General features: G+C 59.9%; 30 protein-coding genes. 9 read left to right on the top strand and 21 right to left on the bottom strand.

What is annotated here, in order from left to right; all coding sequences use genetic code 11:
* Positions 1-311: 311 nt before the first annotated feature.
* Positions 312-1,148: a DUF3846 domain-containing protein gene (locus AOM45_RS03735; protein ID WP_030472560.1), complete on the top strand. Its 837-nt coding sequence runs from the start codon at positions 312-314 to the stop codon at positions 1,146-1,148.
* 262 nt (positions 1,149-1,410) lie between these two features.
* Here the strand turns inward: AOM45_RS03735 and AOM45_RS03730 are convergent, their stop codons facing one another.
* Positions 1,411-1,692 (bottom strand): DUF3892 domain-containing protein, encoded by a 282-nt coding sequence (locus tag AOM45_RS03730; protein WP_030472559.1) that lies wholly within the window; start codon positions 1,690-1,692, stop codon positions 1,411-1,413.
* Positions 1,693-2,034: 342 nt separating this feature from the next.
* Between AOM45_RS03730 and AOM45_RS03725 the strand changes: the two genes are divergently transcribed.
* Together AOM45_RS03725 and AOM45_RS49140 are read left to right on the top strand one after the other, a co-directional pair.
* Complete coding sequence (locus AOM45_RS03725; protein WP_035913292.1) at positions 2,035-2,367, top strand: helix-turn-helix domain-containing protein; 333 nt, start codon at positions 2,035-2,037, stop codon at positions 2,365-2,367.
* A 21-nt stretch (positions 2,368-2,388) separates the two neighbouring features.
* The gene (locus AOM45_RS49140) at positions 2,389-2,910 is read left to right on the top strand and encodes an ImmA/IrrE family metallo-endopeptidase (protein ID WP_201779878.1); all 522 of its coding nucleotides are present in this window, start codon (positions 2,389-2,391) and stop codon (positions 2,908-2,910) included.
* 224 nt (positions 2,911-3,134) lie between these two features.
* Here AOM45_RS49140 and AOM45_RS03720 read toward each other — a convergent pair whose 3' ends face one another.
* Entirely contained in the window at positions 3,135-4,262 is a 1,128-nt protein-coding gene (locus tag AOM45_RS03720; RefSeq protein WP_051784562.1) for a hypothetical protein, read from the bottom strand.
* Positions 4,263-4,508: 246 nt separating this feature from the next.
* Between AOM45_RS03720 and AOM45_RS03715 the strand changes: the two genes are divergently transcribed.
* Positions 4,509-4,754 carry a helix-turn-helix domain-containing protein gene (locus tag AOM45_RS03715; RefSeq protein WP_030472556.1) on the top strand — a complete coding sequence of 82 codons (246 nt, stop codon included), beginning with the start codon at positions 4,509-4,511 and terminating at the stop codon, positions 4,752-4,754.
* A gap of 34 nt (positions 4,755-4,788) precedes the next feature.
* Here the strand turns inward: AOM45_RS03715 and AOM45_RS03710 are convergent, their stop codons facing one another.
* From AOM45_RS03710 to AOM45_RS49130, 13 genes are all read right to left on the bottom strand, one after another.
* Positions 4,789-5,397 (bottom strand): DUF4145 domain-containing protein, encoded by a 609-nt coding sequence (locus AOM45_RS03710; protein ID WP_162185752.1) that lies wholly within the window; start codon positions 5,395-5,397, stop codon positions 4,789-4,791.
* 101 nt (positions 5,398-5,498) lie between these two features.
* On the bottom strand, positions 5,499-6,323 hold the full coding sequence (locus tag AOM45_RS03705; protein ID WP_156094323.1) for a hypothetical protein: 825 nt from the start codon (positions 6,321-6,323) through the stop codon (positions 5,499-5,501).
* 34 nt (positions 6,324-6,357) lie between these two features.
* Complete coding sequence (locus AOM45_RS50540; protein ID WP_156094322.1) at positions 6,358-6,501, bottom strand: hypothetical protein; 144 nt, start codon at positions 6,499-6,501, stop codon at positions 6,358-6,360.
* Between the two features lie 692 nt (positions 6,502-7,193).
* Entirely contained in the window at positions 7,194-9,704 is a 2,511-nt protein-coding gene (locus tag AOM45_RS49135) for a helicase-related protein (RefSeq protein WP_081902668.1), read from the bottom strand.
* Positions 9,705-9,738: 34 nt separating this feature from the next.
* Positions 9,739-10,461, bottom strand: a complete 723-nt coding sequence (locus AOM45_RS03690) for a replication-relaxation family protein (protein WP_162185751.1) — start codon at positions 10,459-10,461, stop codon at positions 9,739-9,741.
* Positions 10,462-10,472: 11 nt separating this feature from the next.
* Complete coding sequence (locus AOM45_RS03685; protein WP_156094321.1) at positions 10,473-10,730, bottom strand: hypothetical protein; 258 nt, start codon at positions 10,728-10,730, stop codon at positions 10,473-10,475.
* Between the two features lie 2 nt (positions 10,731-10,732).
* Positions 10,733-12,886, bottom strand: coding sequence for a type IV secretion system DNA-binding domain-containing protein (locus tag AOM45_RS03680; protein WP_030472549.1), 2,154 nt, complete (start codon positions 12,884-12,886; stop codon positions 10,733-10,735).
* 6 nt (positions 12,887-12,892) lie between these two features.
* Positions 12,893-13,147: a hypothetical protein gene (locus AOM45_RS03675; protein ID WP_030472548.1), complete on the bottom strand. Its 255-nt coding sequence runs from the start codon at positions 13,145-13,147 to the stop codon at positions 12,893-12,895.
* Between the two features lie 31 nt (positions 13,148-13,178).
* The gene (locus AOM45_RS53410) at positions 13,179-13,307 is read right to left on the bottom strand and encodes a hypothetical protein (protein ID WP_269083625.1); all 129 of its coding nucleotides are present in this window, start codon (positions 13,305-13,307) and stop codon (positions 13,179-13,181) included.
* Between the two features lie 29 nt (positions 13,308-13,336).
* Entirely contained in the window at positions 13,337-13,540 is a 204-nt protein-coding gene (locus AOM45_RS03670; RefSeq protein ID WP_156094319.1) for a hypothetical protein, read from the bottom strand.
* A 375-nt stretch (positions 13,541-13,915) separates the two neighbouring features.
* The gene (locus AOM45_RS03665) at positions 13,916-14,239 is read right to left on the bottom strand and encodes a hypothetical protein (RefSeq protein WP_030472546.1); all 324 of its coding nucleotides are present in this window, start codon (positions 14,237-14,239) and stop codon (positions 13,916-13,918) included.
* Positions 14,240-14,324: 85 nt separating this feature from the next.
* Complete coding sequence (locus AOM45_RS52660; protein ID WP_236703076.1) at positions 14,325-14,561, bottom strand: hypothetical protein; 237 nt, start codon at positions 14,559-14,561, stop codon at positions 14,325-14,327.
* A gap of 150 nt (positions 14,562-14,711) precedes the next feature.
* A complete protein-coding gene (locus AOM45_RS49130; protein WP_081902667.1) occupies positions 14,712-15,212 on the bottom strand; it encodes an EndoU domain-containing protein in 501 nt (166 codons plus the stop codon).
* Positions 15,213-15,295: 83 nt separating this feature from the next.
* Here AOM45_RS49130 and AOM45_RS50530 point away from each other — a divergent pair, with 83 nt between their 5' ends.
* Positions 15,296-16,237: a hypothetical protein gene (locus AOM45_RS50530; protein ID WP_156094318.1), complete on the top strand. Its 942-nt coding sequence runs from the start codon at positions 15,296-15,298 to the stop codon at positions 16,235-16,237.
* Positions 16,238-16,517: 280 nt separating this feature from the next.
* Positions 16,518-16,787 (top strand): hypothetical protein, encoded by a 270-nt coding sequence (locus AOM45_RS03660; RefSeq protein ID WP_156094002.1) that lies wholly within the window; start codon positions 16,518-16,520, stop codon positions 16,785-16,787.
* Here the strand turns inward: AOM45_RS03660 and AOM45_RS03655 are convergent.
* Positions 16,784-17,497 (bottom strand): DUF8453 domain-containing protein, encoded by a 714-nt coding sequence (locus AOM45_RS03655; protein ID WP_156094004.1) that lies wholly within the window; start codon positions 17,495-17,497, stop codon positions 16,784-16,786. The genes AOM45_RS03660 and AOM45_RS03655 overlap by 4 nt on opposite strands.
* A gap of 20 nt (positions 17,498-17,517) precedes the next feature.
* Positions 17,518-17,871, bottom strand: coding sequence for a histone-like nucleoid-structuring protein Lsr2 (locus tag AOM45_RS03650; RefSeq protein WP_030469407.1), 354 nt, complete (start codon positions 17,869-17,871; stop codon positions 17,518-17,520).
* A 342-nt stretch (positions 17,872-18,213) separates the two neighbouring features.
* On the opposite strand from AOM45_RS03650, the gene AOM45_RS03640 reads away from it, so the two are divergent.
* The gene (locus AOM45_RS03640; RefSeq protein ID WP_051783972.1) at positions 18,214-18,573 is read left to right on the top strand and encodes a hypothetical protein; all 360 of its coding nucleotides are present in this window, start codon (positions 18,214-18,216) and stop codon (positions 18,571-18,573) included.
* A 361-nt stretch (positions 18,574-18,934) separates the two neighbouring features.
* Here the strand turns inward: AOM45_RS03640 and AOM45_RS03635 are convergent, their stop codons facing one another.
* From AOM45_RS03635 to AOM45_RS50525, 3 genes are all read right to left on the bottom strand, one after another.
* Positions 18,935-19,531, bottom strand: a complete 597-nt coding sequence (locus AOM45_RS03635; RefSeq protein ID WP_030469410.1) for a DUF6461 domain-containing protein — start codon at positions 19,529-19,531, stop codon at positions 18,935-18,937.
* Positions 19,519-20,301 (bottom strand): NucA/NucB deoxyribonuclease domain-containing protein, encoded by a 783-nt coding sequence (locus AOM45_RS03630; RefSeq protein ID WP_081902324.1) that lies wholly within the window; start codon positions 20,299-20,301, stop codon positions 19,519-19,521. The genes AOM45_RS03635 and AOM45_RS03630 overlap by 13 nt, the downstream gene beginning before the upstream one ends.
* A gap of 413 nt (positions 20,302-20,714) precedes the next feature.
* A complete protein-coding gene (locus AOM45_RS50525) occupies positions 20,715-21,611 on the bottom strand; it encodes a hypothetical protein (protein ID WP_156094006.1) in 897 nt (298 codons plus the stop codon).
* 458 nt (positions 21,612-22,069) lie between these two features.
* Between AOM45_RS50525 and AOM45_RS03625 the strand changes: the two genes are divergently transcribed.
* On the top strand, positions 22,070-22,885 hold the full coding sequence (locus AOM45_RS03625; RefSeq protein ID WP_030469412.1) for an alpha/beta hydrolase: 816 nt from the start codon (positions 22,070-22,072) through the stop codon (positions 22,883-22,885).
* Between the two features lie 137 nt (positions 22,886-23,022).
* Complete coding sequence (locus AOM45_RS03620) at positions 23,023-23,310, top strand: hypothetical protein (RefSeq protein WP_059362189.1); 288 nt, start codon at positions 23,023-23,025, stop codon at positions 23,308-23,310.
* Positions 23,311-23,425: 115 nt separating this feature from the next.
* Here the strand turns inward: AOM45_RS03620 and AOM45_RS03615 are convergent, their stop codons facing one another.
* The gene (locus AOM45_RS03615) at positions 23,426-23,707 is read right to left on the bottom strand and encodes a helix-turn-helix domain-containing protein (RefSeq protein ID WP_030469414.1); all 282 of its coding nucleotides are present in this window, start codon (positions 23,705-23,707) and stop codon (positions 23,426-23,428) included.
* Between the last annotated feature and the right edge of the window lie 392 nt (positions 23,708-24,099).

Raw genomic sequence — 24,099 nt, 5'->3', positions numbered from 1 at the left:
GCACTCGGCCTGTTCGCATGGCTCTGGAACGTCATGCGATCGCCTCTTGTTGGCCGCCAAATGGGTGAACGTCAGTCTCGGCGAAGTGGAATCAGCACCTATGACGGACTTCCCCGCCTAGCTAACCGTCGTGGCGGCCCTAAGGCACCGAACTTTTCCACCATATGCAGCGACCTGACGCTGTGCCTAAATGGAGTCAGGACCACCGATCAACACGAGGCCGCAAAGCCCGACGCGTACGGCGAGGCGGCCTGGTGTGGATATGAACCCTCCCACCAGGCAAAGGTCATGTGGTTCCTAAGTGAGCAGTCATGGTGCACGCCATCGTCGTACCTACCAACATCGACAAACCCATCCGGCTGGAGCAGCTGAACAAGGCCGACCTCGATGCCTACCGCCGCATCGTGGGTGGGAACTTGGACGCCGTCGAGCTGGAGAACCCCCGCGGCGCGATCTACTTCAACGCCGAGGGCAAGCTGGAAGACCTTCCGGTCAACCCGCGCCTCTCCACACTCTGGTGGGCGCACACTTCCAACTTCAGCTTGGAGGACTCCATCGTTGGCCCCGGTCTCATCGTGGGACCACCCGATGCCAACGGTGACGACCAGGACGCACCTGCCGACCTGGTGGAGCTCCTGTTCCACACCAAGCGCTACCTCACACAGCTCAAGATGCAGAACTACTTCGGGTGGTTCACGGGCACACAGGTGTTTGAGACCTGGAGCGAGGCCTACCGCCTGGTGGTTGGTCTGGCCATCCGCTGGCCGGCGGTGACGGAGGTTCGGGTCGTTCCAGAACTCGAGCCCGAGCTGCGGGATGCGTGGTTCAAGATCGGCCGCTCCACACCACCACTGCACGACGCGGTGGACCCCGAGTTCACGCCCGACAGCTTCACCGGCTGCTTCAGCCTGCAGGAGCTGCGCGAGCGGTTCGAGCACGGCAACTGGTCACTCGGAACATCCTTCTACTACAAGGACTTGTGCTTCATCTGCCGCGTCGATGGAGCCGACGAGTGGCTGACCATCCGGCACGGTGTGGCGTTCGAGAGCATCTCGTTCATGCCGATCATCGAGCGCGGAGAGTTCGACGCGTTCGTCACCCGGCTGCTCGCAGCCACCAAGGAACAGTGCTTGCGGTTGGAGTACTGAGCCACACTCCCGTTGCGTTCGCATCCACCTGCGACGCAACGGGATTTCACTAAGCGCACACACCCATCTGGCCCAAGCGGGGTGATTCAAGTTGGCAAGGGCTCGATGTGCCTGAACGGGGCGACTCACTGAGCGCCCTGCGCGTCGGTTATGTGAGCCACTTTCATGTGACGGTGCTGCAACTTGTGGGCTAGCTTAAACAAGTAGGGACCACGCCGGTGTAAGCGGCGTGGTCCCTCTACTCTCGTTCGGCTGCGCGAGGCTATTTGCGCGGCAGCGCCAGCAGGTTGTTGGTCCACTTGCCGTCAGCGTGAGTACGCAAGTGCTTCGGCCCGGAGCTCGGCGTCACCACACCGACGTCTGCGCGGTTGCCGCGGCTGTCCTCCACGTACGCCTTGCCGTTCTCCTTCTCGATCCAGTCGACCAGCTGGGCGCGCGTGTTGCTGCCTTCCTTCCCGTCAGCCGGATTGACCCACCAGAGGTGAACGATGTGCTCGTGCCCCTCGCCGCCAGACAGGCGGATTGCGGTGATCTTGATGGCCACCTTCTACCTCTCCTTCCGAACACCCTTGAAGGGCGTTCCGTTCTTCTTGCCGTCGACGAACTGGCCCTTGGCGCCGCGCTTCGTCCACAGCCCCGTGAGGGTGTTCAAGAGCTGGCTACGTCGACGCACTGCGCCGCGCCGAAAGCCTCGGCCCGAGTTGGTAGCCATCACACCTCCATGTCACTGTGACAAACCTCAGGCGATCATCTGAGGTCAGCGGTAGACTACACACGTGCTCCTACGGGGGCAAGTGGGACTCAACATGCTTCCGGCGGGTGTGTCGTGCGAGACAAACGTGTCACTATGCGACCGACGCGGTGTTACCAGTTGGAAGGACGCGCCATGCGCTGGACGGATGACGCCATCGACCAGCTGTACGAGACCATCGGCAGCAACATCAGGAATGCACGCATGAGGGCGGGCGTCACCCAAGCTGATCTTGGAAAGCGCTTGCAGCTGACGCGGTCTTCCATCGCGAACATCGAAGCCGGCCGCCAACGAGTGATGATCCACTGGATCATGCAGATTGCTGACGAATTCAAGGTCCCGCTAGAGACGCTTCTTGAGCAGCCGGACGAGATGATCGAAAGCCGGGTCTCAGCAGAGCTTGTGGGCCAACCAGACAGCACGCAAGAGTTCGTTATCTCAGTCATCAGACAGGCAGACCCCGAGTAGAGCCGAGGAGGTGTTGAAGGCGTGATCGACCACTCAATCGAACAACTGGCATGGAACCTGCTGGCACGACACGGGGTAGCGCAAGCACCAGTAAATGTTGAAGCCATCGCTCGGGCCCAGGGAATCCAGGTAATCCGGACCTCCAGTTCCGGCGGGGAATCTGGCTTTCTTCTGCGAGATGGGCAACGCACGCTAATCGGCCTGAATGACCAGAACACTCCTAGACGGCAGCGGTTTACAATCGCTCACGAACTCGGCCACTGGCTAATGCATCAGGGAAAACCGCTGATCATCGACCATGCCATTCGCGTGAACAAACGCAACGATCTATCGAGCACGGCGACCGACCGTGAAGAGATCGATGCCAACGCCTTTGCGGCAGCACTGTTGATGCCAAGCTCCCTGGTTAATGCCGCCGTACAAAGAGAGGTTTCCTCTGGCTACGTCACGGTGGAACAAGTGATAAAACGCCTGGCTGATGTGTTCGACGTCAGCACCGAAGCGATGCGCTGGCGGCTAGTCAACTTGGGAATCATCAACTGAGACTCCGCATCGGGTTCACCACTCAGAACCCAATGCGGATGCTACCCCTACTTCCCCCGCCACATCAGCAGTAGCTCTGATGAAAGATGCCCTGGCGTACGAAGACGCCAGGGCTTTGGGGTTCAGGCGCATCAGGTGCCACCGCTGCCACCACTGAGACCCATGTGTACCACCTCCCTAAAGGTAGTTCCATTGGTTTCATTATCTACTTTATGTAAGTCGGATTATTTTGCAAGCGCAGGCGGTTTGTACTGACCGCCGAATTCTTCGTCTAGCACCCACACGAACACCACGCCTGCCCGCGGGAGCACCCAGCCGTCGAAGCTGATGTTCACGACCTTGGCGTCCTTGAAGGTCTCCGCCTGCTCAACGCGCGAAGCTTGGCTGCCCGCGAAGTAGTCGGCCGTGTTCATCCACCTGATGCCGGCGTGGGCGTAGTCGAGGCGGATATCGAGCCCCCTGGTGGGCTGGGCGAAGTCGAGTTGCAAGAGGTGAGCGTTGCGCTGTACCAGCCCACGGAACGTGTAGGAGACCGTCACCTCCTGACCAGCCCGCGCTTCCGCACTGACGTTGGCGCCATAGAACTGGAGGCCAGCTCGCTTTGAGCGCTCGATCTTGCGGGGCTTGCCGTCCACGTTGAAGGCTTGGAGCTCGAAGGCGTCCGCGCTTGCTGGATCGACACCGCTCGAAGCGTCGAGCTTCCACACCCAGGCATTGCTGGGATCGTCGAGCTGCTCGCGGTACTCGACATCGTCCGACACACAGGCGAAGCGCATGGCGGCATTGGTGGGTACCACCTTGTACTCCATCCTGACAGTGGCAACGAGCATCGAACCCTTGCCCGTCGACGGGCCGCCTTCCCACGGGCTCAGGCTTACTGCCACCTTCGCGCTCTTCCAACGCTCAGCCGCGATGGCCTGATCTCGCAGATCGGTGTAGAGGTCATGCGCTAGGTGTTCGTCGCCCAATCGGAGGCCGAGCGTGCCCGAAGCGATGCGATCCAGAAGTTCGGGTGAGGCGATGTCCTTCAACGTCTTGGCGTTGAAGGCGAGACTTTCGTAGAAGGCCTCGCTCAGAGCGGGAGCATTCCGCTTGATGGCTTCGTCGAAGGACTCAGCGTTGCGCTTCTCATCGAGCTTCCGCAGCCGTTGGTCGATGAAGACGGCGAGCACGCCGACGCCGATGAGTCCTCCGCCAACTTCAGCGAGCGGCACGGGCAGCGGGAAGGAGGCGACGAAGTTCACCAGCGGTGGCCACTTAGAGAGCGACACCATCAGGAGGCCGGCCACGGCGATGAGCACCGCTGCAAGGCGGGCTTTGGTTTCGTACAGCTGGTCGAGCGAACTTGCCATTTAGAACGATTGTATCAAATATTGTCGTGGTGTTGAATAGAAAGCGGAGCCCTGGGTGCTAGAGACACCCAGGGCTCCGCTTCGCTTCAGCGGCTACTTGCCAGTGCCGCCACCTCCACCGCCACCACCCATGGCGATCCGCATGTGGTTCACCTCCTGCCCATGCCTGGCGCGGCCGAATCCGCGCGATCGCATCGACAGTATCCGATTTTGGGATATTGGCAAGTGCGGCAGTGCGCTTATCCGGTGGACAAGTCGATCTACTCGGCGGAGTACCAGCAGCTCTGCAGGCTCCTACGCGAGCTGCGACACGAAGCGGGGCTCACGCAGGTCGAGGTGGCAGATCGACTGGATGAGCCTCAATCCTTCGTGAGCAAGTATGAATCGGGCGAGCGTCGGCTCGATGTGGTGGAGCTACGCCTGGTGGCGAAGGCGCTTGAGTCGACGCTTCCCGCAGTGATCACGAGGCTTGAAGATGCCCTGACTAAGTAGCAGCGTCCTGCAAGCCGCAGTCTCAAAACGAGACTCAGGACGTCTGCTGCGATTTGGCCTGAGCCTGCCGCTGGCTCAAGCTGGTCTTCACCAGGTTCAACCGGGCAGGTGCCACATACAGGTACTCCAAGATGGCATCGGTGAAGTCTCGTGCAGCGTCCACATCTGCTGGTGTTACCTCAACATCACTCTGATGTGCACCTACGTTCCCGACTTCGCGCAGGTAGTCCGCCATATCGGTAAATGCGCCCGGAAGTTTCGCATCCTCCGCGAGCTTCTTCAGCCGATTTACGAGAAGCCCCTTCGGCACACCCTGCTCAGCGCAGACCGCTTCGAGCGTGCGCCGCAAGCCAAGCACGTAGAACTCGCTGTCGATCGACCGAACCCTGCGAGCCTTGTCATACTGCTTTTTGACACTCTCCGGCACAGATGACATATCTCTGGCCTGCGGATAGAGCATTTCGTAGGTGACGTCCTCAGGATCCATCCAGTCAGCGTAGCTATGGGTGAGCAACATGAATCCGTCACACTTGCCGCACTGCTCTACGGTAAGCGACCTTTCCCAGTCTCCTATGAAGCCACCGCCGAAATCCTGCCTACCTGATTCAAGCGTCTTCCGCGCGATCTCCGCGGTTGCGTCCACAGCCCCACAGTGCATGCAGTCCATGCTTACTCCCACCACGTTCGACTGGTACCGACCCTGTCGCCCGCACACCTGCAGACGTTACTTGGTTCAATCTGCGGCTATTTCCTCTTGCGCCGCTCCCTGCCTTGCCAGTGACGCCACCAGAACTGATCCGGCTCGACCTCGTTATCAAGACCGAAATAGTTGAAGCTCGCCAGATGCTCAAGAATGCGACGCAGTTTAGAGTCCACAGCAGCCAACCGTGACGTCAAGGCATTGAGATTGATCTGGTTCATCTCTTCAAACAACTGGTGGTTGGGCAAACCGAGTGCCGGGTTTTCGTTCGACAAGCAGAAGAGACGGTACTTCTGAAGCGCCCATGCGAAGCACTCAAGTTCTTCGCGGAGCACAAACGGCCGATCGAAGTAGCGCTGCTCCGATAAATCAACTCCCTCCAGGAGGTCATCGTCAGTCATCTCCGTTGGCGTAAACTCACTGAGAGGAAGGTCGGCAAGTTCCTCAAGCTTTGCCGTTTTGACTTCCACCTGCTGGCGCATGATGGCGCAGATGACCCCCGGGTCGCGGCCGGCCAGCTCTAAGAATCCTCCGGCAGCACCCGCTTGACGATCCCAAAATTCCTCAATGGTCGGCTCATAGCCAGCGACACGCCACCTATCCAAGTCATACTCTGGGATATCCACCGGCAGTTTTTTCCAGCCTTGACTAAGCAGGCGTGATCGGCCATACCATGCAACACATACGACGAAATCTGGCGGAGACCCAGACCGGTTGAGCATCCAATCATCGATCGCTTCTTCCACCACGAGCGCTTCTTCAGTCGCTAGAGCAGCGTCAAGCCAACGAGCGATCTGACGATTGGTCTCTCGGTTCGGTTTGTTAGCTTCTTTCCACTGGACCAGCGGACTATCGGCACGTCGTTTCATTACACATACTCCTTCGTGATTATTCTACGAGATGTCACACCCATTTTCCAGACTTGATGTTACTCACCACTTTTGAGAGCGAATAGCTGTCGTAGGTGGTAATCAGCTCATGGCCAGCCGGTCCAGCAACATGGTTGATGATCGTAACCTCAAGGTTGGAACTGCCGGTCAGTGCCACCTTAATAATGTAGCCGTTCTTCCCGCGGTATTCCGCTACATGGCTTTCATTCTGACTCTGCGCGATAATCGCAGCTGAGCGGAGCAGGGCTCCGAAACTCGGGTCTTGCTGAGCGAGTGCGGTGGGAGACTTATCACGAGGCCCATCGCCGACAAGAGAATACGGCGACCAGGTCGTGTGCTGCTCAATATGCTGCTGCCGCGTCTGGCTACCATCCGGGATTAGTGATTGATAACCAGCGATATCGACACTCAGTTGGTAACTCCCAGTCGGTCGTGTGCGGGGTAGATCCAGAAGATTCCCTTCCCGCTTGACTTGCCTTCGCTGGGGCGGCCGTTCCATAAGCTCTCGCCGCGGCTTCTCTCCACGCTGCTCACTCTTGATACATGCAGCGCATTTCTCAGCGGGCTGGTATACACCCACCCGTTTGTGGAAACTGATCTTATACCGCGCTGGTACCGAGATTGATGAGCGGCAGTTCCGACAACTCAGCCTCTCGTCTTTCTGCGACTTGATCCACTCGCGACAGTCCGGGCAGTTCCGCGGCGTGCTCATACCCCTAGATTCGTACCACTCAGGTGGTGCGCCGAGAAAAGTCGTGCTTCCTTCGGAGTGTCCAAGACACTGACACTCATACGGATGTTCCGCCACTCGTGGATCACACTCCGATCGACTCGATACTGAGATTCTTTCTAGTTGCCGGAGAGCCAGCGCTTAAGGCGCGCTGACCAAGAACGATCAGTTGAAGTGCTGGCGTTGGCATGAAAATCCTCCAGAAATGGATCTTGAGTTGATTCATGCGCCGCCCACACCGGAGCTTGAGGCGCTTTCGGCTGTACTGGTGTATTCCGTCCGTGTCGGATCCCAATGTGCGCAAACCGCCAGGTGGTATCGCCCCCCTTTGACTCCCGGCTCGGAGTGACACGAGCCTGCAACCTGGCACCATCCACAAGCTGGATAGGCGTGTCGTCTTGTGAAACCAGTCCCTCATGGCCATGCCGGATGTCTCGCCAGTCGAAGGCCCCAAGCGCATCGTTGTACGACAGTTCAATAGCTGATTGGCCGGGCAAATCAGCTAGTTCCTCGACAATGCGCGCTTGCGGAATCTGTGCCCTGATGGCGCGCCACGAGAGATGCGCCAGCTCTTGAGGTGCTTCACCTACAAACAGTTTGCCGAGCTGGTTAGCGCCCTTATCGATTCGCCCCAGCAGCTTCCAAGTGTTCGCGATTGCCTTTGCCGCTTGCCGTACCTTCCTCGCATCAAGACCGTTCACGTTGCAGAACTTGGTGAGCTCGAATATGTCTTCTTCCTCCACAGGACGTGATTCACCGCTCGTAGGCCACAAGAGCCAAGGCGCGATCTCGCCTAGCCAACAGATCGCGTTAAACGCAGCTAAGTCCTCGTGAGGGAAACCTTGAAACAACTCCACAGCATGCGGCAATTCGGAGTGGACGTTGCCGTAGTCAACGAAGTAGTCGTACCGAGCACGGAGCGTCACCAAAGAGGTTGTACTAAGTGCTGTTGCGACCGTCCAAAACAGCACTTCTGGTAGCGACGCATCTTCATCAAGGCGCCGCTGCAACTGAACAGCGTATGCAAGATCCGCCTGACCGATCCACTGCTCCATGCGCTCACCAATAGGCGTGAGCGAGCCATTTGTAGCGAGCCCAAGTTGCTCAAGCTCGTCAAACTGTTCTTGCAGATACTCCATACGATCTTCATTTTCGTGCAATCGCGATGGGAGTGCAAGATCCGCAACGGCACGGCGGATATCTACGCAGCCAACCTTGCAAAGATAGTAGGCCAGCGGCATGAGGGTGGAATTAACCAGCGGGAACCGGATCGGCTCATACTTGAGACCGCCGCGGTTTAGTTCGTTGTCCTCGAGGTCGGCATAGTCGGCGCCAACTTCGCGGCTGATATATGCGATGCCGGGGCGACGCCGTCCAACTCGACCCATCCGCTGCAGCAGAGAGTTGACGCCGAGAGGGGCAATTACCGGAAACGTGACGTCGCCGACTGTCTCCTGGTCATAGCCAGAGTCCATCGTTACGACGTAGTCAAGTGAGGAGAAGGTCACGCCCATCTCTACGACGCTGGTTGCAAGGATCACGTAGTTCCGCTTCCGCTGCTCGATCTCCTGCAGTTGCGCGTAGAAGGCGCGCTCTCGACGGGTATCTCGAATCACCTCACTCGCCAGTTGCAGTACGGCCAGCGATGGATGGTGCCGCCGAATCAGTGCAGCTAACCGTTCCGTATCACTTTGATCGCCAGCGAAGGAGTTGACGACAATCAGCATCCCGTGAGCTCGGCCAGCCTCTAACACTGCCTTCTGCACGTCGGCGTGCTGCGCAAATTCCCACTGCGGATAGTACGAGCTCGCTGGATCAGGATTGACCAGAGTCGATCTTAAGAGATCAGCGAGAACGTCTGACAGCGGCAGCAGGAGGTTGTGCTTCCAAATGGGATACCGAGCTTTATCGGCCCTGATGACGTTGGTTACTCCAAGAGCCTCTTCAAGGTTGGAGGTATCCACCGTCGCGGACATATAGTCGACGGTGACACCAGCCTTCCGAGCGAGGGCTATGCCGAGCTCCACTTCCGAGTTCTGCTCAATCGTGACATGTGCCTCATCGATCAGGACGCGATCACGGTCTGGATGAAGCTCGCCGTTCTTGGCAAGTTGCCCGAAGATTCCAGTCGTGACGAACTTTATTGGCGCATCACGGTTTACGTTCCCCGAGGAAGAGGTGATTACACCGAAGAGTGGTGGCAACTTACGCCTCTTCGCGCTCAGGTAATCCTTCCAGAGGCCATTCATGAAGGATGCCTGACTTGTTGCAATCGGAATCCGCGGCTCCACGACCCAAACACGAGGCTCAGAAACGCTAAGGTTACCTGTGTGCTGCGCTTGGCGAATGAGTTCATGCACAGGCACAGCGACGGTCTTCCCAAGTCCCGTAGCTGCCACGAGAAAGAAGGGGTCTTGCGTCATCTGGCCCAGGTAGCTAGCGACTTGCAGATCATCGCGCTCAACGACGAACCGAAGGAAGTTCACTACTTCTATTAGGTGAACAGAGACTTTCTTCGCGAGAGGGATCCTCGGGTTGGCCGGTGCCTCGTAGAAGGGGATTCGATTGGCCAATTCGATGCCTCCAGACTCAGGTTGGCCGACCAATGCACGTTCGCCTCTTGAGTTCATCTCACTTATCGACTATGCCGGTTGCCGCGTTACTTCAATGAGGCGTTCTTGAGGTGGCAACCGGCGGGAACCGTGCCATTGGACATGCGCTGAAGAGCTCTCTCGCACCTATGGGCCCGGCCCGAAAAATCCTTTCAATGGCGTGTTTCCGCTGCTCATCAGGCACGACGAACAGCACGAACGGGAAGTTGCCATCCCACTGACCGGAGATCGACGCCTTCCAGTACCGCTCGCACTTCTCTTGGATGGTGCTGAGGTGTTCGGTGCCGCGGTCGACCTCAAGCCACGAGATCAAGCGCTCGCTACTGTCGCTGAGCTTGAGCTCGACGAACGCGTCCGGCGTCAGCAGAAGACCGCCCACCGCCACGTGGCACGCCGGCTCGGTGGTGAACGAGACGACCTTGAAGACTTCTTGCCGCTCGGCGGTCTTCAGCTTCACCATGCAATCGGCGATCGCGAGGGCGTGCAGGTTCACCGCTCGGGGCGCCCAGTACTCGCCGGCTCGTCCCAGAAGCCGCCAACCTTGGCGGCCGAGCTGGTACACGTACTGCGCCGAACCACCCTGTGTGCCACCAACGAGCCGATGCAGCCGCATCAAGTACTTACCATCCACCAAGCGCTTCAGGGTGCGATCACACGGTGTTTGCGAGGCCAGCTCCCCGAAGACGAACGTACGAAGTTGCCCGGCGGTGAGCTGACGGAAGCGACCGACGTACTCGACAACGAGCCGATCCCGTTCCGACAGCTCTCGGGTCATGGAAGCCATGCTCATCGGGCTTCCTGTGTGAAGGCCTCGTTCAACGCCTTCTTCCACTCATCGATGTACTGGCTGGCGAGATCGAGATGTTCAGAAGCACGCTCGGCGTGCTGCATGCTGGCCTTCTGGATCTCGGCTTCCTGGAAGGACGTCAACGGCTCCGTGCCGCTGAAGCTCCTATCGAGGTCGCCGAGCTGCCCGAGCAGCAGTTCGCAGGTACGCCGCATGTAGGCGGCCCGACCCAAGATGTCCCGCGTGGTGGTGTGCACGGTCAGCCCCACCTCTGCGTTCCGAGCTTTGGTTTCGTGGTGTTCTCAGTCGTCGCGTGACGGCGCGCGTCGATCTCGACTTCCACCTCCGCCACGGGGCGGCCGTACTTGGTTCGGCTGGCAGCCTTAACGGCTTCCGCGATGTTCGTGGTCCTCGACGGCGGCGCGGTGGTGATGGTGAACGGCGAACTCACGCCGGTATCTGTGGCGATACGCACGATGGCCTCGAAGCCGCCGAGGTTGATGAAGTCGTCCTCGGTCACCAGGCGACCGAACTCGCGCTGCATGGTGCGGGCGTCTCGCGCGCTGGTCTGGAACACCACCTTGCTGCGGGCGTTGGCGAGGACAGCTTGTTCGAGCCCGCGCACCTTGGCGAGCTGGTCGAGGTCCTGGTGGGCAAGAACAAGGCCGAGCTCAAAGCTGCGGAGCTTCGCCAACATGTCGGCCGCGGGCACCGGCAGGTTGATGAAGTCTTGGAACTCGTCCAGGTACAAGAAGGAGGGCCGCTTCTTCTTGACGGTGCGCACGGCCGACCAGAGGGCGTTCATGAGGAGCGTGCCGACGAGGCCGGCCGTCTGCTCCCCTACCCGCACGCCGTTGAGGTTGATCAGCAGGATCTTGTTGTTCTGCAATACTTCCTCGAAGGTAAAGCTGCTTGTGCTCTGCCCGATGATGTTCCTGATCTCCGGCCGGACGGCGAGCTGCCAGATGCGGTTATGCACCGGCGCGGTCATGCGGTCTTGGTCCTTGCGGCTGTCGCTCAAGTACCGCTGCCAGAACTGGCGGACGTCACGGTTCTTGAGATTGGCTACGAGACTGTCCCGCCAGGCGACTTCTTCCGGCCCTTGCGGCGTGAGCAGTGCGGGCAAGTCGATGAAGGTCATGCCGGGCGTCTCAGCGAGCGCGCGCAGGCCGAAGTGAAGAAGCATCGGCGTGTAGACGCCGTTGTCGCCGTACATGCCGATGATGAGCGCGGCCAACTCATCAGCCCCTCGACCGGTGGACAAGACGTTCATGCCGACCGGCCAGTTCGTGTCCCCGAAGTCGCAGACGATGACGTCGCTGAAGCGTGAGCGCGGCACTCTGTCGATGCAGGCGTTGAACAAGTCGCCTTTGCTCTCCAGCACGATGACGCCGTAGCCCTGCGCCATGTCCTGGGCGGCCATGTTGGCGAGCAAGGTGGTCTTGCCGACCCCGGTAGGCCCGAGCACGTGAAGGTGTTTAGTGGCGTCCTTGTAGGACAAGGCAACTGGCCGCTCGGCGCCCGGAAAGTTGGACGTGCCGATCACCCTCCCCTCACGCGGAACTGAAGCAGGCGCATCAAGTTGGCGTGTGCGTCCCTGTTGGAGCCCCGCCACATGAGGCGAACCGATCGGCCAGCCGATAAGGCCTACCAGCTCGGGGATCGAGATGCGTGCCGGGAACAGCAACAGCCCACTGCCCTCGACCAGGCGCCGCCCGAGCGCGTCCTTCGAGATACTGGGCCTCTTCGTGATGCGGGTGCCCATGTTGATCGCGCTGCCCAAGGCCGCGCGCACCTGGCCGAGAAGTTGCCGAGCCCGTGAGCCTGATTCAGCCTCGGCAGCTACCCGAAGAACACCAAGAAGATCCGGAGGCTCCGGCTTGACGCTCTGCTTGACCTTGTGGTCGCCGGAGCCGACGTGGAAGCCAAACGTCTCGGCGACGCCGACGCTGCCCTTGATCGTCGGGTTCTGACCCCTTGCCGGCCCGAGTACCCACTGGAGCACAACTACTTCCCCGCGGCGCAGGCCTTGAAGGCTGCTCAGCAACCCGGCCGTCAGGTGCTCCGAAGACAGCGCGTTCAAGCGTGTGCCGAGCGAGCGGGTACCGAGTTCGACGGCCTCCGTCCAGGAGCGGTCGACCAAGCTGACGCTGGGCGTCACGGTGATGCCCGGCATCAAGGCGCGCAGCGGCCTCACGAAGTCGTCGGCCCGCTCCCTGGGTACCCGCAGCTGGTGTTGAAGCCCTCGTTCACTGGCGACGACCTCGAGAACGATGGTCGGCAGAGTAAAGAGTCCGGCGCTGCCAGCAAGAAGCGTGCCAACCACCGTGTGCAGCCAGGCCATGACGCGCCCGGCATCCAAGTCGACCGGGAAGGTCAGCTGGTAGCTCTTGTACGAGTTGCCCTCGTCCACCTTTGGTCACCTACTCCAGTTCGACGCGAGGAAGAGCACGACGAACAGCGCCACGAGACCACCAAGAAGAAGCCGCCGAACCAGCGGCAAGTACGGGGCGAGCGCCGTGTACACGCTGGTGCGGCTCACCCACTCGGGCACGCCCAGCTGGTAGCCCTTGGTGGCTTTAAAGGTGGCGGCCCAGAGGGTGGCCAGGACTTTCAGCCAGAGTTTGATCAGGAACACGGGGTACTCCCAGATGTTCGAGATGTCGATGCTCAACGGGTCATCACGGACATCGACAAGAAGTCGATCACCACTTGGTCGCGCGGTACCACATGAAGCCGAGGATCGTGACGAGCACCAAGCCGGTGATGGCGTACGGCACCATCGGCTCAACTGCCCACCAGAGCACGCGGATGGTGACCGCAACGAGCAACACGGTCACCAACCACGCCCGAAGCCGCCGAATCACTGGCGGTCCTTCCACTCACGCGCGATCCGATCCATCTCGGCCTTCGTGCTCTCAGTGGCCCTGTGGATCTCGTCGTGCATCTGGTTGCCCTGTTTCATCGAGGCGCGCAGGGCTCGTGTGGCCCGCACACCGGGGTGCTGCAAGTACAAACCGATGGCAACGGCCAGCAGCACGATGCCTAGTAACACCAACCAGAACATGTACGCCTCCACGCTTCCGTCGATGAGGTCGAAGGCTGAAACGCCGAGAACGGCCGCCTCATCGGCGACCGTCCTTGGGGTGAAGGACGCCCTCTACTTGTGCCTTGAGGCACGTCGGACGTGACGGCCGAGCTGCTGAGCCAGCGTCAGAGTTAGGCCACCCAGGTGATGACGAAGAACCGGGTCGTCACCAGCAAGTCGCCGGCCGTACTGATTGACATCCACCAACACCCGGAGGGCGACTTCGCCATCGGCGCGTTCACATTCCGTCACGGCGGGCGAAGGCTCGATCATGGGCACGCCCTCGATCGACTTGCCCCTTCGCACGGACGCGATCACCCTGAACACCAGGTTCCCCACCACGTCCGTGGTGCCCTAGAACAAGGTGCCGCGCTGAATGCGGCCAACGGACTGGACATGATTCATCTCAACCTGAGCCAAGAGTGCGTTGAGTGTTGAGTCATCACCCGCGAGGGCGCGGCGGTGAGCATCGACGTCCGCGACGCTATCCATCGCCTTCATCGTCACGTGGGTAGCGATCTCGATGCGCGCGTCCTTCACGACGCCGTCGGCAATCTCCTGGCGGAGCGTCGTCTGAAGCTGCCGCAGCTCACGCGAGGGCATCAGGCCCCCGTGCGTGCGCATGATCGGCAGCATGTCGGCCTGCGCCGAGAGGCGCTGAAGTTCCCCACCGGCCATCGTGCAACCTCCGTGCGAGAGCAACCCTGTTGGGTTGGTTCAAGCGCACGGTAGGAGGCCTTTGGCGACGCTATGGCGATGAGCGTTATTGGCGGTGGCGGCGGGCGTTACGGCGCAGCATCGCCACAGCCTCGCCATAGTAGACGAGCGGCGCAACAGCCTGAAGTCTTCTGCAGATATCTTCTAGTTCACCGGCGTAGCGGTCAAGCTCCTCGTCGGACCAGCCGGTGTACTCGATCGAACCCGTGAACGTTCGAATAGCTTCAGTAATCTCCCCGACTTCGAGCCATTCGCGGGTGGATTCTAGGCAGCGTGGATGCACACAGGGCTCCAAGCGCCACATCCAGTTCTTAAGCTCAAGCAAATATGCTTGGTACAGCTCAGCCGGGGTAGCCTCAGCCGTCTCGGCACGCTCTGCGGGCCGATGTGATTCTCGTGATGGTCGTTCCAGACAAAATGATTCCGTTTAGGTTTAGTATTGCAATGTGTACGCGGTGATGACCCCTTCACCGAGAGGCTCGACCACCACACGCAGCTTCACGTCCTCGAAGTATCCGTCCACTCTAAAACGAGCCGGGATTTCAAATTCGATATCGTCCATCGGATGCCAGGGGTTGAACATACTTCCCGGCTCGCCGCTCCAGTCGTCATCACCACGCGTCCAGCGTGAGGCAGCGTCTCCGATAACCGCTTGAACAGCCTCAAATATTTTATCATCGGTCCACTCCGCGGGAAACAGAGACTTCGTGTTTCCCCTGACGACTGCACGACTGGAGTGCAGCTCCGCTATGTGATCCATTCGGTATGGGGAGATGTAGCTGGCTGCATGTCTGGTTTCCGCCGTTATATCAAGATCCTCGTTTTCAACAACGCCGTCTTCCCAATCTCCATACTTGCCCCTGATAGCCCCACGGCCGCTTGCTTCATGACCGTAGATCATCTTTGGATCATAGGGCTCAAGATCGTCGCTCATGCCTTCTCGCTCATCTCCGCGCAGCCTCGTTTAGGGCATACTGTAGGTGAAGATTATCTACACCACATAGTTCCGGAGCATAGATGGCCAACACCGTGCCGCCAGACGGAGTAGCCGCTGCTGCAAAAGAGTTGCGTGAACTTTTGATGTCCCGTCCTGAGTACCGGCGTAAGTGGATGCGCTATTCCCAGCGAACGCGCCCAGATCGAATCAGCTACGCCGGCGTAAGCCAGGTTCTCGCCCTCTACTTGTGGGAGCAAGGCGTCAAACGTGAAACCGATGTGGAGCTACCGCGGCAGCTTCGCGACACGGTACGAATGGCCCTACTGGGCGAGAAGCTAACCCATCGAACTCTTGGCTGGCTGATTGAGGCATTTGATTTCCAGGAATCGGACACACACAAGGTGTGGAGCTTGTTTTCAGGAGGAAGCGTGACCGACTTTGGCGGGGAAGGAATATCGAAAACACTTGCAAGTCCGCCTATACCCTTGATTAAGCCACAGGTGTTGCGGACCACGACACTTTTCTCACGCTACTACATCGACTCTGAACTCATGCTTCAGCGGATTGAAAATAGTCACGTTGTCGTGGCCTTGGAGGACAATGTCGACACATTCGCCTATAGCCCTCGTGACACCACTCACACAGTGGAAGGTGTAGCCGGTGGAACTTTTGTTGGCTTCCACCCCAGCTCGCCAGGATTCGTCGGTGTGGAACTGAGACTCGACCGCGCACTTCGGAAAGGCCAGCAAGCATCTCTTCAATACTCGACACACCACAACAAGGCATCCCAAGTGTGCACAGATGTTCGCCGGGCAGCGCGGAAGCGGATGGACAACGTGGACATGAGGGTGATATTTGAGCGCCCGCCTGCCCGTGCATGGTGGTGCGTTTGGGACTCGTACTCATCTGGAAGGATTGTTCAGAAAGTAGAGGCTCGACTGACAGAAAAACACGAACTGCATCAATTTGTCCCTTTTATCGAAGAGACGGTCGTCGGCTTTAGCTGGGAGTGGAGAAGATGATACCGCCACAGAGCGGACGGTAGAGAAAAAATAGTCATGCCGCAGCACGGACGCTGTATAATGACAGTTGGGTACGGTGCCGCATTAGGCGCCGATTGGGCATGGAGGTAGCCCTAAATGGACTTAGGAGTTACCCCCCCCCCCCCCCCCCCCCCCCCCCCCGCGCAACTCTGTCGGGAGGGGTGGCGCTAAGCAGGTGGTCATCCCACAGAACTCAGTTTTGCGATGTGGCCACGGTTTGGTGAGTGGATCAAGCATCAACCGTAATCAGGAGAAATCCATGCCACGCACACTCTTAAAACAAACCACCCAAAAAGATAAATGGGGTCCGATCACTGTGAAGCCGAGCCACCTCGGCTCAGTCCACCTCGGCATGTACGAGAGCACGATGAGGGAGCCGAAGTTTCGGCTGCTGTTCGAGCCTCACCGGCCAGAGGCCATCACAGCGCACCTCGCCCGAGTGGAACGTGACGACCACTACGAGCTGGTTTATCACTTCCAAAGCTATGGGGACGTGCCGATACGCATAACTGTTGAAGCCGATACCTAGTCTTCGCGCCGCCGCAGCAGCTCTTGCCTCAAGCCCTTAAGGTCTGACCTAATCTCCTGTAGGCGCATAGCAACGTCGTGGATGTCTTTGCGGGGAATGTACGAAAGTCCCCTCACCCAGGCCAAGTCGAGGGTGTAGATGTCGCTGTATGCGTGCCCCATCGAATCTCGATACTGAACCACGGCTCGATAGGAAGTTGGCAAGCTTTCCTCGATCTGCATGCTCAATAGATCGAATACGGTCTCAATGCGCTTGCTCGGCGGCATGGTCGGGATCCCATTGCGGAGCAAGCTGGAGTCAAGCAGCTTGGCATCACGTTGCAAGCTACTTAGTTGCAGTTCAGGCGTGAAGCGCAGCTTCACATCAAAAGCAGCAGTCGCCCCCGAGTTCTCCACCACTAGCATGATGACGTCGGGCAGCGATGAGTGTCGTTCAAAATCGACCATGACAAACGGCTGTGCCTGCTCAAGCCGGAGCTTGCGCGCTTCTCGCACCTGCGCCAATACGAGAACCAGACCAACCGTTGCTGCCAACAAGGCAGCCCATAGCGCCACCGCACTCCAGTGCACAGCCGTCCAGGTGAACGGGTTGTACCAAACCATCGGCTCAGGGCCGTCTGGTACGGCGCGCACTAGTGCGCGACCGACTACCGGCCCGAGAACCAGAACAAACTCGGCAAGCCCGATGACCCAGAAGGCCGCGATGCGCACGCGGCGCACGTGCGGAGGCATCATCCCCGGTGCGCCTGTTCGAACTCCTCGATGATGCTGGTAGGAATACGGCCACGGTCGGAAAGCTCGTGACCCTGCGCCTTCGCCCACTCACGGATGGCCTTGGTCTGCTCCTTGGTACGAGCCTCAGCCACGATGGTGCGGCTGGTGCTCGTGGCCCTCTTGGCACGGCCACCCATCCGACGACCGCTCGCCACGAAGTCCGCCAGTGCCTCACGCAGCCTCGCGGCGTTGTCCGGCTTGAGGTCGATGTCGTAGGTGACGCCGTCCAAGCCGAAGCTCACGGCTTCAACATCTTCAGCGGCGGTGCCATCGAGGTCATCAATGAGCTGAACGAGCACTTTCTGCGCCACGGGCATACTCCATTTGGTTGCGGTACTTCGTCTTAAGGCAGTGACCTTAGCAAGATCGCTTTTGCGAGTTGCCGTACAGACACGGAGCCTCCTGCAGTAACACGAGGGTTCACCAAAACGACGCAGCGAGCATGCACTGCCGTGAAGGCCGCGACTTAGACCGGCGCCGGCTGACGCAGCTGGCGGCGGTGTTCTTCGTCGTCGCCCTGGTCGACGCGGTGGTAGCGGTTCAGATGGCGAGTTGGTGGATGACCGCGGCGGGCACCAACTGCACGGCGGTGGCCAGCTCGTTGCTCTTACTCCGCCAACGCATCCCAAGCCACACTGCCAGGAGGAACCGAGATGACCAGCGCTGCCGCACCTGATCGTGCACAGCTGTCGCGAGAGTTTCACGAGGCAACGCTTGAGGGCTACCGCTACCTCGTGCGGACCATCAGGTACCAAGCGAAGGCGTTCATCCACATGGTCACGATGGACGGTGGTGAAGCTACCGCTCACGCACTGCTTCGCACACCGACCGTCTCAGACGGGTTCGAGCGCTTGCGTCGAGAGAACATGCTGCAGCACAGCATCGAGGCGCTCGTGTTGAACCCGCGCTACGACGAACTCTTCGCCGAGCACGAGCTGGAGACAGCACGGACACGACTGCAAGCTGTCGGGTTCGATGTAGAGGCATACCTGCGGGAGCTTCCGCCGCAGTAGATCCCATGAGCTGACTCCGTCTTCAAGGCACGCGGCTCACGTACTCGTTCACTTCCCGCGGCGCCGAGCTACAGCCCCTTGAAGTCCACTGTTGAGCGCCCTGATGATCGCTGGCCGTTCAGCGGGCGTGGTGCCCCTCAGCGCGATAGCCACGATGACCGTGCGGCACACCGCGAGACCCAGCACTGCGAGCAGGCCGGTCAACCCGATGCTCGACCACACAGTTACCTCCGAAGCAGTACATCCTCGCTGCTTGCGGATTGTTGCAGCCAATCGCGAATTGAAGTAGCTATGAGCCAGATGAAAGGGAATAGCACCAGGTGAACGTTCCACCGAGACGCTAAAAGCCAAGCGCACGCGCTTACGGCGTTCGCGCGCCCTCAACGTCACGGAGCAGCTCATCCGGGTCAGGGATCCGGAAGGTGGGCAGCTTCTTCACCAGCCACTCCTCCTCGAAGGCCACGCCCGTCTCCTGCTCCACGAGCGCAAGGCACGCCGCCCGGAGCTCGGCGGGTTGGAGTTCAAGCCCTTCGGCCCACTCGGGCATGACGTCTTCGGGCGCGGCCGGTTCGACGCCGAATGTGGGCTCGAAGTAGGCCGTCACCTTGCCGCCGCGGGCCTCGGTGATGCGAAACATCCCGTTGGCGTTCCAGTGCACCGAGAAGAAGTGGCCGTCGTCAGCAGACGCGCGCCGAGCGACCTCCGGGACAGTGCCGCTCCAGCCGTTGCTCTCGAGCGCCACCACGGCGTCCTGATGCTCGAACACCTGGAAGTAGAAGTCGTCACCATCGTCGAGCCCAGCATCCTCGGCCTCGATGGTGGTCATGAGCTGGCTCTGCGCGGGGTCCCCGCCGTAGATGCGCACCACCTCGTCCACGCTGCGCCCCTGGATGACGGCGAAGGTCATCACCACATCGAGCTGCTGCACCCACTGGTAGCGGTCGATCAGCTCCCGCACGACTGCTCCTTCGCGATGTCCACACCCGCGTATGGCCCGGTGGCGATCTTCTCCGGGTTGGTGATGATGACGGTGAAGGCGGTGCCCTCCACGATGCCAGCCCGGCGGTACTCCTGCCGAAGCGTGCCACCTTGACAGTTCTGTTCACGAAGCGGCACTTCCATGATGCGCACGTTGGCGGCGACGCCGCCCTCGACGCTGGAGGCGAAGGCGTACTCATCGCAGCTGCCCTTCGCGAACTGCGCTTTGAAGTTGCCACACACCGCGGCGCGCCGGCCTGCGTCTGAACCGGGCGCTCCCTTGTGCAGAGTGAACGGCTTGCCCTCCGCCCACGCCAGCGCGATGTTCTGGGTGATGAAGGGCATCTTGGCGGCGTCGATGAGCACGACCTTCAAGTCGTCGCACTGGCGCTGCTTCAACAGCTGGTCCGCGGTGCACTTGTCGGTCTTGGGCTTAGCGCCGGGCGCCACCTGGTAAGCCACCGAGGTATCGGTGGTGAGGTCAGCGAACTTGTCTTTGGCCTCGTCGACGAGCTGCGGCCCGAAGACCACGGCCGCCACCACGAGCAGCAAGATCGGCACAATCCCAACGCCGCTCTTCGTCGCCACCTGCAGCGCCCCCTCACGCACCTGTCCACGTGGCTTGAAGCGCCCGATCTTGGCTTCAAGCCCGAGACGCCAGAGTCTCGGCTCAGCGATCTTGTGAACAGGACGGTTTGCGGGCAGGAACCGGACATCACACGGTTGAGCTGAGCAAATACCGCGCTTCATCCTGTCGAGAGCAGTGGAGCGGTTGAGAGTCCACGCAGTGCGGTTAGCTGGCCGCAAGCGGGTTACCCCTACAGTGAGCTTTGAGCTACAGCATGTACAACTAGTAACACTGGCCCATCCCTGCCGATACAGGCTTCATCCGATGGACCGCGAGCCGCGCAGTGCGATCGCCATCACGTGGCATAAGGTGCGCGCCATGACGGATCGATCAGGGAGCTAGCAGCGCCCGTCGGTTCGACGTTCTAGCGCACGACCAACTACATACCGTTGCCACACAGGATTACACCCATTTACCCATGCGTGCGATGGTTGTATTCTTGAAGTGGCAACCCTAAATAGGAGAAACACCACAATGGGTGGCAGCACCGAAGGCGACGACTAGAAGTCGACAGCAAGTAAGCCCGCATCCCGGGTCATCGGGATGCGGGCTTCGTCACATCGAGGCGCATCCCGAAGTCCTTCTTAGGCACAAGTATCTGACCGCGGAAGGTAAATGTTCGACGACTTTCGTCGTCTTCTCCTACGGTCACCGAAAATCTTGGATCGGGCTCAACGAAGCCTACTGTGTCGTAGTAGGCACTAAAGCCTAGAGGAAGCACAACTGTGTGCTCAATGGCATCCGCAGGCATGAGCCCGGTGAATCGGAACGTAAACGGCTCAGTGGCACCTTCACGCATTAGAGGTGCGCACTTACCCGGCCAGAATCGCTCAATCTCGATGTCTATCTTCCCGCCTCTACGCACTGGCTCATGGAAGTGAACAATTGAGTTCAAGCGGCCATCCGGGAGCCAAGACCGCGTCACTTCCCACCGTGGCCCGCGTTGGCCGTTCACTGTAATGGCACGGGCGTTGACCTTCACCCTACGCTGCTGACGTTTGGACAGCTCCGCCTCGCCACCGCCTGCGCGGAACCGAAGGAAGTACACTTCGCGCCTCTCCGCAACGGCGTTTATCCGCAGTATCTCTCGCACATCACCATTCGCTTGAATGAACGCAACCTGCTTCCACAGCGTGATGCGGATGAGAGGGCGGCTGTGATGCTCGGCGATAAAGTCACAGTAGCGTCGAAGGAACTTGCGGTGCGAGTCATATTTCTTCTTAAGTTTCCTCCGGTCAGCAAGCAGCAAGAGAATTACCGAGATAACAAACAAGGAGATCGCAACGAAACCGCCACCGCGAACGACCGAACTTCCCAACACGGTGCCGAGTAGGCCGGCGAATCCCATAAGGCCAACGACTGCTCTAACAACCGCCGTCGAGTCCTCACGCTGTAGATATTCGTCAAGCCACTCAAGGAAGCTCTTGAACACTGTGCTCTCCCCTCGTGGCGTGCTTGAACACTCCTCCACCTCGCCGCTCGTGCGTGCGTTTGACCAATGAGCGTAAGTCGAGCCCTGCTCGGATGGGATGGTACGTTCGGGTACGTTGCCGCGATTACCGAGTGTTCGGTGGCCGAGATTTCAATGCCAGATACATGACAAACTGAAATCGCTACAGCTCCGCCGCCGTCGGGCCACTGCTTGCCAGCTTGGTCTTCCACCAAGCAACACGCTTCGTACCGCAGACCATGTCACTGGACCCATCCGGCAACCTGGGCCTTGAAGACCGGACAGTTCAAGGGCAGGAACCGGACACCACCATGCTTGAACTGCGCAAACTCTGGAGCGCGCAGTTTGGTGCTTGGTGTTCTTCATGCCTCACCAGGTAGCTAGGCAGGGCCGCGGGTGGGAATCATGAAGAGGTCACCTTCGACCTCAAGGAGCCTGGGATGAGCACCCGCAGCATCAGCACCACCGTGCGCACGCATGACGGCTTGAAGCTCGCGGGAACGTTCGATGCACCTGATGGCTCGCCGCGGCACGCGGTGCTGTTGGTTCACGGTGCAGGAGTCACCCGCGAAGAGGGCGGCTTCTTCACGCGACTGGCCAGCGGTCTCGCCGAGGCCGGCATCGCCTCGCTGCGATTCGACCTTCCCGGCCACGGCGAGAGCGAAGGACGCCAGGAAGACCTGTCACTCTCTGCGGTACTGAATGCGATCGACTCTGGGCTCGACCACCTGAACGAGTTCGCGAACGTGCAGCCGCCGTCGATCGTCGCTGCCAGCTTCTCCGGCGGTACGGCGGCGTACTACGCAGCGAAGCGGCCGGAGGCGATCAGCCGCCTGGTGCTCTTCAACCCGCTCATCGACTACAAGAAGCGCTTCGTTGACGAGAAGAAGGCGTGGGAGAACGGCTACATCAACGACCGAGGCGCCGAGCAGCTCCTTGAGCAGGGCTACCTCGGCCACTCACCGACCTTCAAGCTCGGCAGGCCGATCCTGAACGAGGTGTTCTGGTTGCAGCCGAGGACGGTGCTCGGCGAGATCGCGGCACCTACCTTGATCGTGCACGGCACCGAGGACACCTTCATCCCGGTGGATTCGTCCCGCGAGGCCAACGGCCAACTCACGTGCAAGCACCAGCTGCTGGAGCTCGAAGGCTCCCAGCACGGGTTCGCCGTCCACGACGATCCGGAGTACGCCCACCCTCAGAGCCAGAAGTGGCAGGCCCAGGTGATCGAGGCGGTTCGAAACTGGCTCAGCTAATCATTATCTGGAACGCGCTATCGATCACTTTCTTGACCCGCAAGCCAGGGTCCTGAAAGTACGCACTGGAGTGAACGCACTGGTAGAGGCGTTTTGGCTGGTTGTAGGCTTGGCTCCCGTCGCAGGAGTTGGTGATCATGAGCCGCGAGGACAGATGGGAAGTCGAACACAATCAGGACGACGGTCACGCCGTGTACCTCACCAGGCCTGGTGTCCTACCATCCTCCGGAGAGCGGACGTTCGAGCACTTCACAACCGACCGAAAGATCAGGGTCAAACACAAGCACACCTCGAAACCCGTTGTGTCCCAAGAGTTTCCGGACGATCTCGACGATGATGCGCTTGCACGCGCGATCGAGAACGAGCTGATGATCGACTTGAGAACCGCTCGCGCGGCAGTGCAACGTCTTCGCCCGACCGATTGAAGTGGTCGCAGGTGGGTGGCCCCAGTCGCTCCCTGTTGATCAGGGCGAGGATCACGCGGATACCTCTGCACCGCATGAATCCTCATGCGTTCATTGGCGCGTCGAGGCGCGCGCTCTACCACGCCTTGCCTCGATGCTGCTGCCGCTCGAACTCCTTCTCCTCCCGGCGCTGCCTTGTCATCTCCGCAATATCCACCACACCACCGGACTCCATGACGCGAGCGATCATCTGCTCGATCGCGGCGGCTGGAACCACGTAGCGCGTGCGGAGCCGGACCGCAGGGAAGGCGTCCTCGCGGATCGAGCGGTAGATGGTGGCCTGGTCGACGCGTAGCACCCTGGCCGCCTCGGCGACCGTGAAGAAGAGCTTCTTCGGTTCCTCGGCTGAGTTCGTCACGCCGCCAGGCTGGAGCCGCTTGGCTGCGAGCTGCTGACCGCGAACCAACGCAAGAGGAAACTTAGGTCGTCTACCAGCGAGAACCGCAAACTTCAGCTCTGAACCGGGACAACATCAGCGCCAGATCGACCTAGACAACGGCCTGAAGTTCTTTCACTGCCGTGCGTTGTGCGCGGGACCTGCACCTCGACACCGCGCACCAGCTCGCGGTGCGAGCTGGTGCGCTTCGCCGACCCTGAGCCCGCCCGCCGGCAAACATCGACACATAGCGAACTGCGATACCGCTGTGACAGCGAGCAATCAGCGGGTACCCGTTGGACGCAGCTGAGCACGAACAGCCCAGTGTTCTAGAGATCAAGCCACGCGACCGGTGACCGCCAGCTTGCCCTCTT

This window comes from Lentzea aerocolonigenes (assembly GCF_000974445.1).
GTDB lineage: Bacteria > Actinomycetota > Actinomycetes > Mycobacteriales > Pseudonocardiaceae > Lentzea > Lentzea aerocolonigenes.
The sequence above is the reverse complement of the archived record's forward strand: the minus strand, read 5'-3'. Positions and strand labels throughout refer to the sequence as shown.